Genomic DNA, 15963 nt, shown 5'->3' with positions numbered 1-15963 from the left:
GAAGAACGATGGAAGCGGCGGCTACAGGCCCTTCTTGTCGAGCTTGTCCAGGGCCGCCGTCGCCTTGTCGCGGCAGACCGCGTCGCCCTGGTGGATGCAGATCGCGCGCAGCAGCTTGATCTCGCTGGCCGACGCCTTCCCGTTCCAGACCTTCGGCTCGAGCGCCCGCCGCTGCGCGGGGTACGAGCTCGAGTCGAGGCCAGAGCTCGCCGGCGCGGCGCCCGAGGCCGAGGGCGCCGAGGCCGAGGCCGAGGCCGAAGCCGAGGGCGTGGGGGCAGGTGCAGGCGCAGGCGCAGGCGCGGATTGCGGCAGCCAGGACGCCGGCGAGCCGACGTGCTGCGGCGCCGGCTCCGGCTCGGGCGGCGCCTCGGGGTCGACCTGCCGCCGCATCTCGGCCACCCGCGCGCGGAGCGCCGTCGGGACGCCCGTCGTCTTCGCGATCTCGTTGAGCAGCGCGAGCTTCTCCTCCTTCGTCCCGGCCTGCTCGACCTGCCGGAACATCCCCTCCGCCCAGCGCTCCTCGATCTCCTTGAAGCGCGGCGTCTCCCGGACCGGCGACGTCTCGGCGATCTCCTGCAGCTTCCGGTGCGCGGCGTCGATGTCCCCCGAGCGGAGGTGCTCCTGCGCCGCGTCGAGGATCTTCGTGTCGTCGCCCGCCTGCGCCGCCACCACGGGCCTCACGTCCGGCTCGGGCGTCGTGGACCCGTGCGACCGGGCGCGCGTGGCCACGATCACGGCGATGACGACGATCAAGGCGACCGCGAGCAGGAGCCCCATCGCCTTGCTCGCCCCGCCGAGCGAGCGGGACGACGGCGCGGAGGGGGCCACGCTCCCGTAGGCGCCCGGCGCCACGCCAGGCCCGCCGTCCGGCCCCGCGCGAAAGATCTTGCCAGCAGCGACGAAGCGGAGGCGGACGTCGCCGAGCTCGAGCGCGTCGCCCGCCTCGAGCAGGCCCCGCTTGAGCTCGACGCCGTTGATGCGCACGCCGTTCGCGCTCTGCTTGTCGACGACCTCGTAGCGGCCGCTGCCGAGGCTGATGAGCTCGGCGTGCAGGCGGCTCACGGAGCTGTGGTTGATCGAGATGGTCGCGTCCTCGGAGCGCCCGATCGTGAAGCGCTCGCCGTCGAGCGGGAACTCCGCGCCGGGGGTCGGGCCGACGACCATGACGAGCCGGTTCGGGCGGGTGTGGAGCGGCAGGTGCGCCGTGCTGCGGCTGCCCGGCGGCGGCGTCGGGCTCGTCACGGCGGACGAGAGCGCCTCGTCGACGATCTCGATGCGGTAGTCGCCGAGCTGCACGAGGTCGCCGTGGCGCAGGTGCTGCTCGCCGGTGACGCGCCCGCCGTTGACGTACGTGCCGTTGTAGCTGTCGAGATCCCGGATGACCCAGCCCTGGCCGTTCTTGGCCAGCGTGGCGTGGGTGCGCGAGACGTTGCGATCGGTCAGCCGGATCGAGTTCGACTCTCCGCGTCCGAGCGCGTACTCCTCATGGGCGAGGGGGAGCCCCGTCTGTTTCCCCTCGTCATCCTCGATCGTCAGCTTCCACATAGCGGGTTCGGGGTACTCGGGCGGGGCCAGGCTCGCCCCGCGAGCCCTTGTGGATCCGTGGCACCTACCGTTCGCCGTACGAGCCTCCTCAGCGAGGCGGGACTACTTTAGCGAGTCCGCCTCCGGGAAGGCAATGACGGCGCGCGGCCCATGGCGGGCGGCCGGGACCGCGCCGTCGCCAGCGCCGAAATCCACGAGCGCGCCTCGGATCGCCGCGCGCGCCGGGCAACCGCCGGGCGGGCCAGGCAGGCCGCCCGCCGGCGCGGCCATCCCGGAAGGCCTGGCCGGCCTTCGGGCGGGCGGAGCTAGTGGCCGCCGCCCACGGGCCGGAACGGATGGAGGAACGCCGAGAGCGCCCCCGGGTTCCGGGTCTGCAGCCAGAGCCTCCCGTGCCCCTGGAACTCGCAGACGAGCCCCTCGCCGGACAGGAACAGGCCCTTCAGGCCCGACAGCTTGCGCACCTGGTACCTCAGGCCCTCGGTGAACGCGAGCAGATGGGTGTTGTCGCAGAGATAGCCCTCGTGCTGGCGACCGACGTCGATCGCGTGGATACCGCCGTAGCTCGAGAACCAGATCTGCCCCTCGCCATACGCCCGGAGCAGCGACAGGCCGCCGGCGAAGAAGCCCTTGGCCCCCTGCCACTTCGTGTCGAGCGTGATGCCGGGCGTGGAGGCGAGATAGGCGCCCGACTGGAGGAACACCTCCATGCCCGAGCGCAGCACGAGGCGCTCGATCGAGCCCTCGGGGGCCGGCGCGAGCCGCATCGACTGCATGGGCGCCGTCGCCGTGAAGGTGCTCTGGAAGAGGCTCTCTCCGGCCGTCATCCTGCGCTTGAGCGCGCTGGCGAGCCCGCCCTGCAGGCTGGTCTTCATGTCGATGGCCGCGTCGCGCGCGACCATCGCGCCGCTCTCCGCGACGATCTGCTCGCCGGCGTGCTCGAAGGTCACGTGGAGCACGCCGAACTCGGGGTTGCCTCGGATCTCGTCGCGCACGTCGTCCCCCCGATCTCTAGGGCTGCCGCGGGGCGAGCCGCGCGCCGATCGCCGCGCCGTACCTGCCGGCGTTGCGCGACTGGACCCACAGGCTGCCGTTCCCCTCGACGTGGCAGACGAGGCCCTCGCCCGAGAGCCACGTGCCGAGCCACGTCGACGTGTTCTTGCCGATCCGGCAGGCGAGCGTCGACTCCCACGCTGCGATGTGCCCCGTGTCGATGACGACGTGGCCTCTCACCTCGAGCTCCTCGAGCGCGCCGAACGCGCCGATGATCATCCGCCCCTGCCCGGCCGTCTCCAGCGCGAAGAGCCCCGCCCCCGAGAAGAAGCCGCGCAGGCCGGACGAGCGCGTCCTCACCTCGACATCGGGGCTGGACGCGACATAGGCGCTGCTCTGGACGCACCATTGCCGGTCACCCACCTCCAGCACGGCCATGTCCCCGGACAGCGGTGTCGCGAACAGCACCTCTCCGCGCCCGCCCTCCGCGGCGAACGCGTTCCTGTAGAACGACTCTCCGGCCAGCATCCGCTTCAGGCCCGACATGAGGCCGCCCGACTGCGTCTCCACGCGCACGTTCGTCGACATGCCCACGAGCGCGCCGCTCTCGGCGAACACGCGCTCGCCCGGGTCGAGCCAGCACTGCGCGAGGGCCTGGGAGGGACGGTAGAGGAGATTCACCTGCATCGGACGTCTCCGCCGCTCCCTCAGGGCGGGAGCAGCGGCGCGAGCCACCCCACGAGCGCGCCGGCGCTGCGCGACTGGATCAGCACGCGGCCGCGGCCCGAGAGCTCGCACACAACGCCTTCGCCAGAGACCATGAGGCCCATGAGCCCGCCGCCAGGGCTCCTGATCTTGAGCGCGAGCGACGCGTCGAACCCGACGAGGTGCCCGCTGTCCACGACGAGCGAGCCGTCGCAGGCGAGCTCCTCGATCGCCCCGTAGCTCGTGATCCAGAGATCCCCGACGCCGGAGGCCTCGATGAAGAAGGCGCTCTCCCGCGCGAGGATGGCGCGCAGCCCACCCCAGCGCACCTTGACGTCGACGTCGCCCGCGCTCGCGAGGTACGAGCCCGCGCCGAAGAGCACCGTCTCTCCCTGGAGGCGGACGTGCTTGATGCCGCCGCTGAGCGGCGGGGCGAGCCACACCCACCCGCCCTCCGGCGCCTCGATCCGGTTCACGAAGAACGTCTCGCCCCCCGCGAGCTTCCGGAGCAGCGCGACGAAGAACGCCTTGAGCCGCCCGAGCAGCCCGGCCCCGCGGCCCGCGTTGAGCCGCACCTCCGTCCGCAGGCTCGGCGACCGCGCGACCATCGCGCCCGCCTCCGCGAGCAGCGCCTCGCCCGGATCGAGGCTCACCTCCAGCAGAGAGGACGACGGCTCATGCTTGGTGCGATGCTGCATTCGTCCACCCGCGGAGCGCGTACATATAACGGAGCGACGCCAGGAGCGGAAGCGGGAAGAAGGTATGTCGAGGTGAGCAGGACGCGGCGAATTTCATGTTTTCTGTCCGGTGGTTCGCTCGCGCTGACTTCTCCCCTCCAGCGTGGGTAGACTGAGCGGGTGAGCGACAGGCGACTGACGGCCTCCGAGCCGACGCCCCGCAGCGAGCCGAGCCATGGGTCTGGCTTCGTCGCGGCGCCTCAGCGCATCGCCGGGCGCTACGAGATCCTCGGCCTGCTCGGCACCGGCGGCATGGGCAGCGTGTACCGCGTCCGCGACGTGGAGCTCGACGAGGTGGTCGCCCTCAAGATGCTCCGCCGTGATCTCGCTGACTCCGCCGGCATGCTCGAGCGCTTCCGGCAAGAGGTGAAGCTCGCGCGCCGCGTCACGCACAGGAACGTGGCGCGGACGTTCGACTTCGGCGACCACGACGGCGAGAAGTTCCTCACGATGGAGTGCGTCGAGGGCGAGTCGCTGCACAGCGTCCTCGCGCGGACGGGCCCGATGCCGTCGCAGCAGGCCATCGGCATCGGCTGCTCGCTCTGCGACGGGCTCGGCGCCGCGCACGCGGCGGGCATCGTGCACCGCGACCTCAAGCCCGAGAACGTCCTCATCGACAAAAACGGGCGCGTCGTCATCACCGATTTCGGCATCGCGCGCACCTCGTCCGGGCCGAGCGCCGGCGAGTCGCAGGGCTTCGTGCTCGGCTCCCCCGCGTACATGTCGCCGGAGCAGCTGACCGGCGAGCCCGACCTCGACGCCCGCACCGACATCTACGCGCTCGGCATGATCCTCTTCGAGTGCCTCACCCACCGGCGCGCGTGGCCGGGCGCCGGCGCGATCGCGGCCGCCATGTCCAGGCTCAAGTCCCCGCCGCCCGACCCGCGCTCCGTCCGTCCGGACGTGCCCCTCGCCGTTGCGGACGTCGTCCTGAGGTGCATGGCGATCCGCCGTGAGGACCGCTACGCCAGCGCGGCCGAGGCCCACCGCGCGCTGCTGCTCGCGCGCTCGCGCGTGTCGATCGCCCCGCAGCCGGCGCAGTCGCTCGTGTCCGCCATCGCCGCGTCCTCCACCACGGCCGCGCCGACGGCGCCGCAGCCGATCGAGCAGAACCCGACCCGGGTCGCCGCGTCGTCCGGCGAGGCGATCACGGCGCCGCAGCGGCGGCTCAACTCGCCCACGCTGGCGGCGCCCGCGCCCGTGCCCACGCCCGCGCCGACGCCGACGTCGTCGCTGAAGACGGTCGCCGTGCTCCCGTTCCGCAACGTCGGCGCGCCGGACGACGAGTACCTCGCCGACGGCTTCACCGAGGATCTCACCGACACCCTGTCGATGACCGCCGGCCTCAAGGTCCGGCCGCGCGCGGCGGTCTCCCGGGTGCGGCTCGACGGCCGCGATCCCAGGGATGTCGGCCGCGAGCTCGGCGTGCAGGTCGTCGTCGAGGGGTCGATCCGCCGCACCGGCGGCGGCGGCTACGCGCCGGATGGGCCGCGCTCGCAGCCCCCCGCGCCGTACTCGCGGCCGGCGTCGCGCGCGCCGTCTGGCGGCGTGCGCGTCACCGTGCGCGTCATCGGCGTCGAGGACGGGTTCCAGCTCTGGGCGAAGCGGTTCGACAGCTCGCCCGAGGCGCTGCTCACGGTGAGCGACGACGCGGCGGGCGCGATCGCCGCGGCGCTCACCGTCGACGCCGCCAGCCGCGAGCGCGAGTCGCCGAGCGACCCGCGCGCGATCGACCTGTACCTGCGCGCGCGCCACCAGATGCGGCGCCTCTGGTACGGGGACGCCGCGCCGGCCGTGGCGCTGTTCGAGGAGGCGCTCTCGTTCTCCCCGAACGATCCGAGCATCCTGTCCGGCTACGCGATCGCCTTCGCGCGGCTGATGGGCGCGCGGGGCGAAGGCGCGGCGCAGTTCGCGAAGGCGCAGCAGGCCGCCGAGCGGGCGATCGCGCTGGCCCCCGCGCTCGGCGAGCCGTGGGTGGCGCTCGCCACGGTCCGCTTCAGCGCGGGTGATCCGGTCGGCGCCGTCCCGGCGCTGCGCAAGGCGCTCCAGTGCGCGCCGAGCCTGGCGAAGGCGCACGAGCTGCTCGGCCGCATCCTCCTCGAGGCGGGGCTCGTCGACGAGGCGATGTTCCGGCTCGACACGGCGCTGGTGCTCGATCCGAGCGAGCCGTTCCCGCGCTGGGAGCTGGCGCGCGGCCGCGCGCTGCTCGGCGACTGGCCGGCGGCCGGCGTGCTGCTCGACCTGCCGGCGGAGGACCCGTCGAGCCGCTTTCACAAGGCGGTGATGCGCGCCCGCTTCGGGCTGTGGCGCGGCGCCGCGTTCCCCATCGACGATCTGCCGCTCGCGACGGAGACCATCCCGATCCAGTACGCGCGCATCTACCGCGACGTGCTCGCGACGTCGCGGCTCTCGGACGAGCAGCGGGCGTTTTTGAGCGCGAAGGCGGACAGCTCCGAGCCGGGCAGCCGCCTGCGCCCGCTCTTCTTCCAGATGTACGCCGAGATCCTCGCCTTCCTCGGCGACGACGACGCGCTCTTCCGCGTGCTCGCCGGCGCGGTGGACGCAGGGCTCTTCGACGCCTTCTGGATGCAGCGCTGCACGGTGCTCGACCGCGCGCGCGCGGACGCGCGCTTCGCCCCGCTCCGCGCGCGCGTCGAGGAGCGGGCCGCGGCGATCATCGCCGCGTTCAGGGCCTGAGCGCCGCGGCGTCGCGGCGTGCATCTCAGCGCGCGCGGCATGCGAGCGCCTCGCGCGCGGCGCTCAGCTCCTGCGCGCGTTCTTGGCCGCCTTGGAGACGGCGGGCATCAGCAGGTCGCCCTCCACGTGGCCGGAGACGTCGAGGATGGTGCGCCCCTCCGCGTCGCGCCCGGGGCGCTCCCGCGTGTAGCGCTCGGCGGGCGCGGCGAGCACCACGCCGAGGTCGCGCGCGGCGCCGGTGAGCTCGGCCGAGAGCGCCTCGTCGACGAGGCGGGCCCGCTCGCCGCTCGACGAGCCGGCGGGGATGGCGACGGCCACCGAGCCCGCGACGACCCCGTCCTTCGCGAGCAGCCCGTGCGGCGAGCCGGTCGTCTGCGCGAGCTTCAGCGCGACGCGCGCCGCCTCGCAGCGGTCGCGCGCGGCGGCGAGCGACGCCGCGCCGCGGCGGAGGATCTCGCGCGCTTCCTCCGCGGGAGCGCCGCGGTACGTCTCGGCGAGCTCCGCGTTCTCCTCCCTGATCCGCGTCACCTCGGCCTCGGCGGCCGCGACGTCGGCCTCGTACTGGGAAAGATCGATCGAGCTCATGGCGTGTCGTCACCCTCGGTTCGTGAACAGGAGGCTCCCTGCGAGCAGCGCGCCGGCCGCAGCGGCGCCGTACAGGCAATAGCGCGCGAGCGCCGCCTGGCCAGCCAGGTGCAGCTCTAGCCCTGCGAAGCCGGCGGCGATCGCGAGCGCCGCGTAGATGAGCTGGCGCACCCCCGTATAGACGAGCGACGCGGCCTGGGCGAGGCCGCGGATCTTCACCTCGGCCTCGCCGCGGTTGGCGCGCGTGAGGTACTTGCGCAGATCGTCGGGGATCGTCAGCGCCTTGATCCCCATGTCCTTCGCCGCCTCGAGGGCGATCTGGGCCCAGTCGCGGCTGCCGAGGACGAAGTCCTGCAGGTAGGGGCGCACGACGTCCATCGGGTTCAGGTCCGGATCGAGCTGCGTGCAGACGCCGGTCAAGAGGAGGAGGGTGCGCTCGAGCAGCACGAAGTCGCGCGGCACGTGGAACGCGCCGGAGAGCTCCTTCAGCCCGATGTTCATGCGCCGGAGGTCGATCAGGCTCTCGATGCCCTTCTGCGGGTCGAGCTTGATGTCCTTCAGGTTGAACGACTCGAGCTTCACCTCGTCCTGGAAGCGCTGGTGGAAGAACTCGACGACCTTCTCGCTGACGTCGACGGCGTCCCGCCGCGAGAAGAAGCGCATCTTGCGCAGGGCCTTGATGATCCCCTCGGTGTCGCGGCGGATCACGGCCTCGAGGAACTCGGGGATGCCCTCGCGCATCTCCTGGGAGAGCTCGGCGACCGCGCCGAAGTCGAGCAGGACGAGCTCCCCGTCCGGCCCGACCAGCATGTTCCCCGGGTGCGGATCCGCGTGGTAGACGCCGTCGATGAAGATCTGCTGGCAGAAGACCTGCACGATCTGCCGGGCGAGCGCCTTGCGATCGACGCCGTGCGCGTCGAGCGCCGCGACGTCGCCCACCTTGATGCCCTCGACGAAGGTCGTCGTCATCACCCGGCGCGTGCAGTAGGCCTCGATGGGCCGGGGGAACCGGACCTGCGGCTGCTTCGCGAAGTTGTCCGCGATGCGCACGATGTTCCTGGCCTCGCGCACGAAGTCGAGCTCCTCCAGGATCATCGAGCGGATCTGGTGGTAGTAGGCGTCGAGCCCCTGCACGGGGACGAACTGCGCGACGATCGCCATGATGCGGCGGATGGTGCGCAGGTCGAGGCGGACGATCTCGTCGATGTCGCGGTGCTGCACCTTCACGGCCACGCGCGTGCCGTCCATGAGCCACGCCTCGTGCACCTGGCCGAGCGACGCGCTCGCGAGCGGCTCCCTGTGGAAGCGGGCGAAGACCTCGCCGATGGGGCGCCCGAGCTCCTCGGCGATGCGCGCCTCGATCTCCTCGTAGGGGCGCGGCGGCACCTGGTCCTGGAGCCCCTCGAGCCCTGCGCGCAGGGTCGCGGGGAGGAAGTTCGCCATGATGCTGAGCATCTGGCCGACCTTGATGAAGAGGCCCTGGAGCTCGACGATCGTGCGCTCGATGCGGCGGGCGTTCCTCGCGTGGACCTCGTCCACGCGGTTGTTCGCCCACGTCTCTCCGAGGAGGCGGCGGAGGAAGAAGAACCAGAGGTAGCTCGCGAGGACGGTGAACGTCGTCAGGTACGCGCGGATGAAGCGGCCGCTCTGCGCGGCGTTCTGGCGCAGCGAGCTCTGCCTCGCGGCGGGGGTCTGCGCGCGCCGCGGCGCCCTCGCGGATCCGGGCGGCGGGGCGTGGCCCGCGTCGAGAGGCCTCGGCGCGCCGTCCGCGTCGCGCGCGCCCTCGTGCTCGCGCTGGACCACGCCGGCGCGCGGCGCGCCGTCCGCGCGCGGCGGCTCTGCGGGCGAGCGAACCAGCCCGGAGGACGGGCCCAGCTCTTCGGGGACGGCGCCGTGTGACACCGCGGCAGCCTAGCATCGCTCCGCGCCGGCCCGCGAAAACGCGGGAGCGATGCGGCGCGCCATCCGCCCTCGCGTCATCGCGCCTGCGCCATGGCCTCCGCGATCGCGTCATAGACGGCGGGCCGCGCGCGACGGATCGCGTCGGAGGTGCGCGTCGGGTGGACGCGGTTCGTGAGCAGCACGCCGACGAGCTCCGCTTCCGGATCGATCCAGAGGCTCGTCCCGGTGAAGCCGAGGTGGCCGAAGGTCTGCGGTCCGAAGCGCGCGCCGGAGCTCGGCCTCTCGCCGCTCCTGCCGTCGAACCCGGCGCGCAGCGACCCGCCCGGGCGCGGCGTGATCAGCCGCTCCACCTCGTCGCGCGAGAGCCACTCTGGCCGCTCGCCCGCGAGCGCCTCGAGCAGCGCGACCCCGAGCCGCGCCACGGACATGGCGTCGCCGAAGAGGCCCGCGTGCCCGGCCATCCCGTCGCGCGCGATCGTCCAGGCGTTGTCGTCGTGCACCGCGCCGCGGATCACGCCCCCGCGGAACGCGACGTCCTCGGTGGGGACGACGCGCTCATCGAACCGCGGATCGCGCCGCCGGAGCGCGCGGACCGGCGCGACAGCGAGCCCGAGCGGCCCTGTCACCTCCCGCGCGACGACCTCGTCGAGCTCGGCCTCGCCGCGCCGCGCGACGGCGGCGCCGAGCAGCAGGTACCCGAGGTCGCTGTACACCGGCGGGAACCCGCTGGCGGGCGGATCTCCCTCGCACTCCGCGCGGCGCCCGTTCGCGCACTCGAGCAGCGCGCCGAGGGGATCGATCGGCGCGTCGTCGCCGGGCGGATGGAGCGGGCGGTGCGCCTCGAGCCCGGCGCGGTGGGCGGCGAGCAGCTCGAGCGGCACGCGCGCCGACCGCGTGCCGGCGAGCTCCGGCAGCACCTGCCCGAGCGGCTCGTCGAACCTCACCTTGCCGGCGCGGGCGAGCCTGGCGAACGCGAGCGCGGTGAACGGCTTCGTCACCGACGCCAGATCGAAGGTCGCGTCGCCCGTCGCCGCGGCCGGCGTCGCGCCGCGGGCGCCCGCCGGCGGGCTGTCTTCCAGCCACAGGCGTCCAGCGGCGCCCGCTCCGTACCGGACGTTGTCTCGCGTGCGCACGGCTGCGGCGACGCACGCGCATGGCGCGGCGCGGTGCGCTTCGATCGCGAGCGCTGCGATCGGCGTGAGATCGACGGGGGTCATGGCCGAGGATGAGGAGGGCTGGGCGCCCGTGTCAAACGAGCTCTGGCGGCGGGCGGGATGAGCCGGGCGACGCGTGGACAATCGCGACGCGTTCCCTGAAAGATCGAGCCGCACCGGCGGTCCTGCTTCAGGATCTCCCCGTGGCTTCTCCCGTGGGCACTGAAACACGCGCCGCCGTCGCGCCGCTCGCCGCGCTTGCGGCGAGGTACGACGATCGCCGGCCCGATCGCTGGGAGCCGGTCCCCGAGTGGCTCGACGCGGCCATTGCGTGCGACGTCGAGCTCGCCGAGGCTGGCCGCGTCGCGCGGGCGCCGCTCGTGGCCGAGCTCGCGCGCCGCTTCGAGTTTCTTGCCCACTACCTGGACGCGATCCTGCTCGTGCCGCGCGAGCGCTTCGTCCTGCCGGAGGATCTCGCCGCGTCGGCGGACGACACGCCGTTGCCGCTCGACCGCGCGGGGCACGCGACCGTGAGCGCGCCGCACGCGTACCTGCTCACGTACAGCCTGCTCGATCTCGGTCCGGGCGATCGCCTGCTCGAGCTCGGCACGGGCACCGGATACGGGGCGGCGCTTGCGCGGCGCATCGTCGGCCCGACAGGGCACGTGGCTTCGATCGAGATCGACCCCGTGCTGCACGCGCGCGCGGTGCGGCTGCTCGGCGCGCGGCCCGATCGCCGGGAGGGCGACGATGCGCTCGCGGCCAGCGCCGCCGGCCCGTCCGACGAGGGCGCGGGCGTCACGCTGCTGTGCGGCGACGGGCGCTCGCTCGCCGAGCGCGTGCTCGCGGGCGAGCGGACATCGCCGTCGGAGCGACCCTGGAAGGTCGCGGTGACGTACGCGTTGACCGAGCCTCCCACGGCGCTCGAGGCGCAGCTCAGCGACGGGGGCGTCCTTGTCGCGCCGGTCGGCGCGTGGGAGGGCCACCAGGAGCTCGTGCGAGTCGAGCGCCGGCAGGGCGCGCTCCTCCGCGAGGTGCACGGCGCGGTCCGCTACGTGGCGGAGCGCGGGCACAGCTAGCTCTCGCAGCGGCCACGCACCGACGCCTTCGCCGTCCGGTGTTGACCCATCCGGACCAGACGCCCCGTTCTCTGGACAACCGGAGCCATCGCACGATCCCGTGCCCGGCGACCCGCTTCGTCGGATGAACCTGTGCCATGCCGATGTGACACACCCATCGTGTCCAGATGTCCCCCCACGCTGTCCAGATGGCACACGCTCCTGTCCAGATGGCACATGTTCCTGTCCAGATGGCGCATGCTCCTGTCCAGATGGCACACGCTCCTGTCCTGATGTCCCACCATTCCGTCCAGGTGATCCGCCCATCGTTCCCGTGTGCGCGCTGTGGTGAGCCGTGCCCGTGATCCAGGGCCTCTGGATCGGATAGGAGCTGTTGGGCTGGATCGAGGTGAGCGCCGGCGGGGGTCTCCGCGCGGCGGGGGCGGGTGGGCGCGGCGAGCACCGACCGAGGTACCATCCGGTGTCAGGGGGCGCGGCGTCTCAGGCGCGCCTTGTGTGGCGCGCGACGAAACGTTCCAGGTGGCATGGCCCGAAGGGAGACATGCCGGGTGGTGTTCTCAGCGTAAGCTCTCCTGCTCCGGTCTTGGCGGATGGCCGAGCGCCCGCCCGCCCCCGCCGCGCGGAGACCCCCGCCGGCGCGTGCTGTTCGGCGTGGCGCCCTCTCCCTCCCTCTCTTCCTTCCCCGTCCCGTCGCACGCACCGCCCCCCACCGCCCCCCCTGCCGGATCAGAGAACGCGCCACCGTCTTTGACCCTGGACCGCCTGGAACTTTATCCTGGCCTCCCCAAGGCGGGGCCGCCCCTGCGCGTCGGCTAGGCCCGTCGTGGATCAGGGAGAAGACCGGGAGCACTATGGCGGAGTTCGTTTGGGAGGCGCGCGGCCGCACCGGAGAGATCCGGAAGGGCACCATGGAGGCCGAGAACGAGGCGGCGGTGCAGAACCGCCTCCGCGCTCAGCAGCTCAACCCCACCCGCGTCAAGAAGAAGGGGGCTCAGCTCAGCTTCAACCTGAGCTTCGGCTCGGGCGTCGAGCCGAAGGACCTCGTCAAGTTCATCCGCCAGTTCGCGACGATGATCGACGCGGGCCTCCCGCTGGTCCAGTGCCTCGAGATCCTGTCGAACCAGGAGCCGAACAAGGTCTTCCAGGCGGCGCTGAAGGACATCAAGAACACGGTCGAGCAGGGCGCCACGTTCAGCGACGCGCTCCGGCGCCACCCGAAGATCTTCGACGACCTGTTCGTCAACCTCGTCCAGGCCGGCGAGGTGGGCGGCATCCTCGACAGCATCCTGAACCGGCTCGCCATCTACATCGAGAAGCGCGTGAAGCTCGCGCGCCAGGTGCGGGGCGCGCTCGCGTACCCGATCGCCGTCATCGTGATCATGGTCGTCGTCATGGTCGTGCTGATGTCGTTCGTCATCCCGTCCTTCGAGACGATGTTCGCGGAGTTCGGCGCCAAGGACGCGCTCCCGCAGCTCACGAAGATCGTCATCGCCGTCTCGAAGGCGTTCGTCACCTACCTCCCGCTCATCGTCGTCCTGACCGCGGCAGCGGCCTTCGGCGCGACCTACTTCTACCGCTCGCCGTCCGGCAAGCGGATGGTGCACCGCCTCATCCTCAGGCTCCCCATCATCGGCCCGGTCATGCAGAAGATCGCCGTCGCGCGGTTCTCGCGCACGCTCGGCACGCTGCTCGGCTCCGGCGTGCCGATCCTCGACGCGCTCGACATCGTCGCGAAGACGGCCGGCAACGTCGTCGTGGAGGAGGGCCTCATGTACTCCCGCCAGAAGATCTCCGAAGGGAAGAACATGGCCGAGCCGCTCGGCGAGATGAACGTCTTCCCCGGCATGGTCGTGCAGATGGTCGCCGTCGGCGAGCAGACCGGCGCCCTCGACACGATGCTCAACAAGATCGCCGACTTCTATGAAGAGGAGGTCGACGTCGCCGTCGCCGCGCTGACGTCGCTGCTCGAGCCGCTCCTCATGGTCATCGTCGGCGGCATGGTGGGCATCGTGCTCATCTCGATGTACCTGCCGATCTTCGATCTCGCCGGCAAGATCAAGGCGGAGTGATGTCGACCGCGGCCTCCCCGGCGAGCCCCGGCGGCGAGGCCGGGGCGCCGCGAGAGCACGCCGGGGCCGCGCCGCCGCGCGACGCCCGCGCCTCGACGCCGGCGATGCTGCTCCCGTCCGGCGCCCCCGGCGGCGCCGAGGCGCCGCTCGCGAGCCGGCTCACCTGGCTCATCGCGCTGCGCCTCGCGGTGCTCACCGTCTTCCTCGTCGTGACCGCGGCGGTGTACCTCGGCGGCTTCACCCCCGGGAGCTTCTCCAGCAACGTCGCGCTGGTCACGGTCGCCGCCGCGTACGGCGTCTCCGGCATCTACGCCGTGTTCCTGCGCATGAACCGCGCCCTCCGGGCGATCGCGCGGGCGCAGCTCGTGACCGATCAGATCACCTGGACCGCGCTCGTGTACATCACCGGCGGGGCCTCGAGCGGCGCGACGTCGCTCTACGGCCTCACCTGCCTCACGGGGGCGATCCTCCTCGGGCTCCCCGGCGCCATCGTCGCCGCGGCGTCGGGGGCGGCGGCGTACCTCGTCCTGTGCGCGGCGCTCGGGCTGCACCTCCTCGGGGTGCCGCCGGATCAGCCGGCCGGTGCGTACGCGACGCACTGGGGCGAGCTGCGGTACCCCATGTTCGTCAACCTGCTCGCGATCCTGGTGGTCACGCTGCTCGCGAGCTACCTGGCGGAGCGGCTGCGCGCGACGGGCGGCCGGCTCGTGCAGGCCACCGCGCGGGCGGAGCAGGCCGAGCGGCTCGCGGCGCTGGGCCGCCTCGCCGCGGGGCTGGCCCACGAGATCAGGAACCCGCTCGGCTCGATCGCGGGATCCATCGAGCTCCTCCGCACGGGCGGCACGCTCTCCGACGAGGACCGCAAGCTCTGCGAGATCATCGAGCGCGAGACCGCGCGCCTGAACGACCTCGTCGGCGACATGCTCGATCTGTCGCGCCCGCGGGTGCCCACGCTCGAGGGCGTGGACCTCTCGGCGACGGCCCGCGACGTCGTCGTGCTCGCGGGGCGCTCGGGCCGCGGTGGCGACGTCGAGGTGCGCTTCGAGGGGCCGCCGTCCGCGCCGGTGACCGCCGACGCGGCCCAGATGCGCCAGGTCGTCTGGAACCTCGTGCGGAACGCGATCCAGGCGAGCTCCGCGGGCGCCGTCGTGACCGTGCGCCTCTGGCGCGACCCGAGCGCCTGGCTCCTGGAGATCCGCGACCAGGGGCGAGGCATCCCCGCGGGCGCCCGCGATCGCCTCTTCGACGCGTTCTTCACGACCCGCACGCACGGCATGGGCATCGGCCTGGCCGTGGTGAAGCGGATCCTCGACGATCACGGCTTCGCGATCGAGGTGGACAGCCGCGAGGGCGAGGGGACCGCGTTCCGGGTGAGGGTCCCGGACCGGCCGCCGGAGCCCTGCGGCGCGGAGCGCCTCGCCGTCGCCGCGGAGCTCTCCCCGCGATCGCGCCCGGCGGGCTGACGCGGAGCCCGCGCGGCCGCGGTCGATGCCTCGTCACATCGGACGCGTGGCGCTCCGTTCACGCCCCGGTGCGCCGCGCACGAGCTTCTCCCGGCGCCCAGCCGAGAGATCGCGGCCGAGCCCGCCGCCGCGCGTGAATAGGCCGCGGAGGCCGTCGTCTGCCCCTGGGGAGCGGGCCAGCGCAGTCGGATTGCTGTCTCTTCTCGCGGTGTTCATGGAGAGCAGGGATGCGACGTCGCCGGGCCACCGGGCCCTGCGTCCGACCTGGCAGGCCGTTTGCCATGCCGTTTGCGGATGGACAGGGTGAGCAGTAGAAGCCTCCCGAGGCGCGCTCGCTGCCCGCAGGCACAGAAGGAGAACCATACGTGACACGCAGGATGAACCATCTCTTCGCGGCGACGTTCTCGCTGCTCGCGCTCACGCTCGGCCCGGTGGGCCTCGCCAGCGCCGGGCCGGCGACGGACGTCGTCAAGGCCAAGCAGACGGCCCTGTTCGACCTCCTGAAGAAGGGGGGGGTCGAGAACCAGAAGAAGGTGGGCGCGGTCTTCGACGAGATGCTCGATTACGCGGCGCTGGCGGAGGCCTCGCTGGGCAGCGAGTGGGCCGCGCGGACCGACGCCGAGAAGCAGCAGTTCAGCGAGCTCCTCAAGCAGCTCGTGCGCAGGGCCTACGAGCGCAACCTGAAGAAGACGCTCGACTTCAACGTCGAGTACCTCAGCGAGACCGACAGCGGCGGCGTCATGACGGTCAAGACCAAGGCCGTCTCCAGGAAGGACGCGCGCGAGGAGCCGGTCGAGATCGCCTTCAAGCTCTCCCAGAAGGGGGGCGCCTGGCTCGTGAAGGACATCGTCACCGAGGGCGTCAGCCTGGTGGGGAGCTACCGCGCGCAGTTCACGAAGATCATCAAGAAGGATGGGTTCCCGGCGCTCATCCAGAAAATGAAGGACAAGCTCGCCAAGGGCGAGATCTGACCCGCCCCGCCGCGCCTCGTCCGGCGCGATCGCCGTGAACTCGCCTGAAATGCCGCCGGGTTGATA

At 72.5% G+C, this 15963-nt stretch carries 12 protein-coding genes; 5 read left to right on the top strand and 7 right to left on the bottom strand.

The features are described from left to right. Window positions 1-21: 21 nt before the first annotated feature. The 4 genes from WMF22_RS34065 to WMF22_RS34050 all read right to left on the bottom strand — a co-directional run bounded on the left by WMF22_RS34065 (window position 22) and on the right by WMF22_RS34050 (window position 3938). The gene (locus tag WMF22_RS34065) at window positions 22-1545 is read right to left on the bottom strand and encodes an FHA domain-containing protein (RefSeq protein WP_438032490.1); all 1524 of its coding nucleotides are present in this window, start codon (window positions 1543-1545) and stop codon (window positions 22-24) included. A gap of 305 nt (window positions 1546-1850) precedes the next feature. Next, window positions 1851-2537, bottom strand: a complete 687-nt coding sequence (locus WMF22_RS34060) for a TIGR00266 family protein (protein WP_437294130.1) — start codon at window positions 2535-2537, stop codon at window positions 1851-1853. Between the two features lie 16 nt (window positions 2538-2553). After that, window positions 2554-3222, bottom strand: coding sequence for a TIGR00266 family protein (locus WMF22_RS34055; RefSeq protein WP_438032489.1), 669 nt, complete (start codon window positions 3220-3222; stop codon window positions 2554-2556). 20 nt (window positions 3223-3242) lie between these two features. Continuing rightward, on the bottom strand, window positions 3243-3938 hold the full coding sequence (locus tag WMF22_RS34050; protein ID WP_438032488.1) for a TIGR00266 family protein: 696 nt from the start codon (window positions 3936-3938) through the stop codon (window positions 3243-3245). 159 nt (window positions 3939-4097) lie between these two features. Here WMF22_RS34050 and WMF22_RS34045 point away from each other — a divergent pair, with 159 nt between their 5' ends. After that, entirely contained in the window at window positions 4098-6674 is a 2577-nt protein-coding gene (locus WMF22_RS34045) for a protein kinase domain-containing protein (RefSeq protein WP_438032487.1), read from the top strand. A 63-nt stretch (window positions 6675-6737) separates the two neighbouring features. Here WMF22_RS34045 and WMF22_RS34040 read toward each other — a convergent pair whose 3' ends face one another. The 3 genes from WMF22_RS34040 to WMF22_RS34030 form a co-directional block, all read right to left on the bottom strand. After that, the gene (locus WMF22_RS34040; RefSeq protein WP_437294126.1) at window positions 6738-7259 is read right to left on the bottom strand and encodes a hypothetical protein; all 522 of its coding nucleotides are present in this window, start codon (window positions 7257-7259) and stop codon (window positions 6738-6740) included. 9 nt (window positions 7260-7268) lie between these two features. Further along, on the bottom strand, window positions 7269-9161 hold the full coding sequence (locus tag WMF22_RS34035) for an ABC1 kinase family protein (protein WP_438032486.1): 1893 nt from the start codon (window positions 9159-9161) through the stop codon (window positions 7269-7271). Between the two features lie 74 nt (window positions 9162-9235). Beyond that, a complete protein-coding gene (locus tag WMF22_RS34030) occupies window positions 9236-10378 on the bottom strand; it encodes a serine hydrolase domain-containing protein (protein ID WP_438032485.1) in 1143 nt (380 codons plus the stop codon). 152 nt (window positions 10379-10530) lie between these two features. On the opposite strand from WMF22_RS34030, the gene WMF22_RS34025 reads away from it, so the two are divergent. From WMF22_RS34025 to WMF22_RS34010, 4 genes are all read left to right on the top strand, one after another. Then, window positions 10531-11394: a protein-L-isoaspartate O-methyltransferase family protein gene (locus tag WMF22_RS34025; protein WP_438032484.1), complete on the top strand. Its 864-nt coding sequence runs from the start codon at window positions 10531-10533 to the stop codon at window positions 11392-11394. A gap of 851 nt (window positions 11395-12245) precedes the next feature. Then, window positions 12246-13463 carry a type II secretion system F family protein gene (locus WMF22_RS34020; RefSeq protein WP_437294122.1) on the top strand — a complete coding sequence of 406 codons (1218 nt, stop codon included), beginning with the start codon at window positions 12246-12248 and terminating at the stop codon, window positions 13461-13463. Next, window positions 13463-14926: a sensor histidine kinase gene (locus WMF22_RS34015; RefSeq protein WP_437294121.1), complete on the top strand. Its 1464-nt coding sequence runs from the start codon at window positions 13463-13465 to the stop codon at window positions 14924-14926. The genes WMF22_RS34020 and WMF22_RS34015 overlap by 1 nt, the downstream gene beginning before the upstream one ends. A gap of 377 nt (window positions 14927-15303) precedes the next feature. After that, the gene (locus WMF22_RS34010) at window positions 15304-15897 is read left to right on the top strand and encodes an MlaC/ttg2D family ABC transporter substrate-binding protein (protein WP_438032483.1); all 594 of its coding nucleotides are present in this window, start codon (window positions 15304-15306) and stop codon (window positions 15895-15897) included. Window positions 15898-15963 lie beyond the last annotated feature (66 nt).

This window comes from Sorangium sp. So ce204, from assembly GCF_051526795.1.
GTDB lineage: Bacteria > Myxococcota_A > Polyangia > Polyangiales > Polyangiaceae > Sorangium > Sorangium cellulosum_B.
Note: the sequence above shows the minus strand (reverse complement) of the source record. Positions and strands in the feature narration are given on the sequence as shown.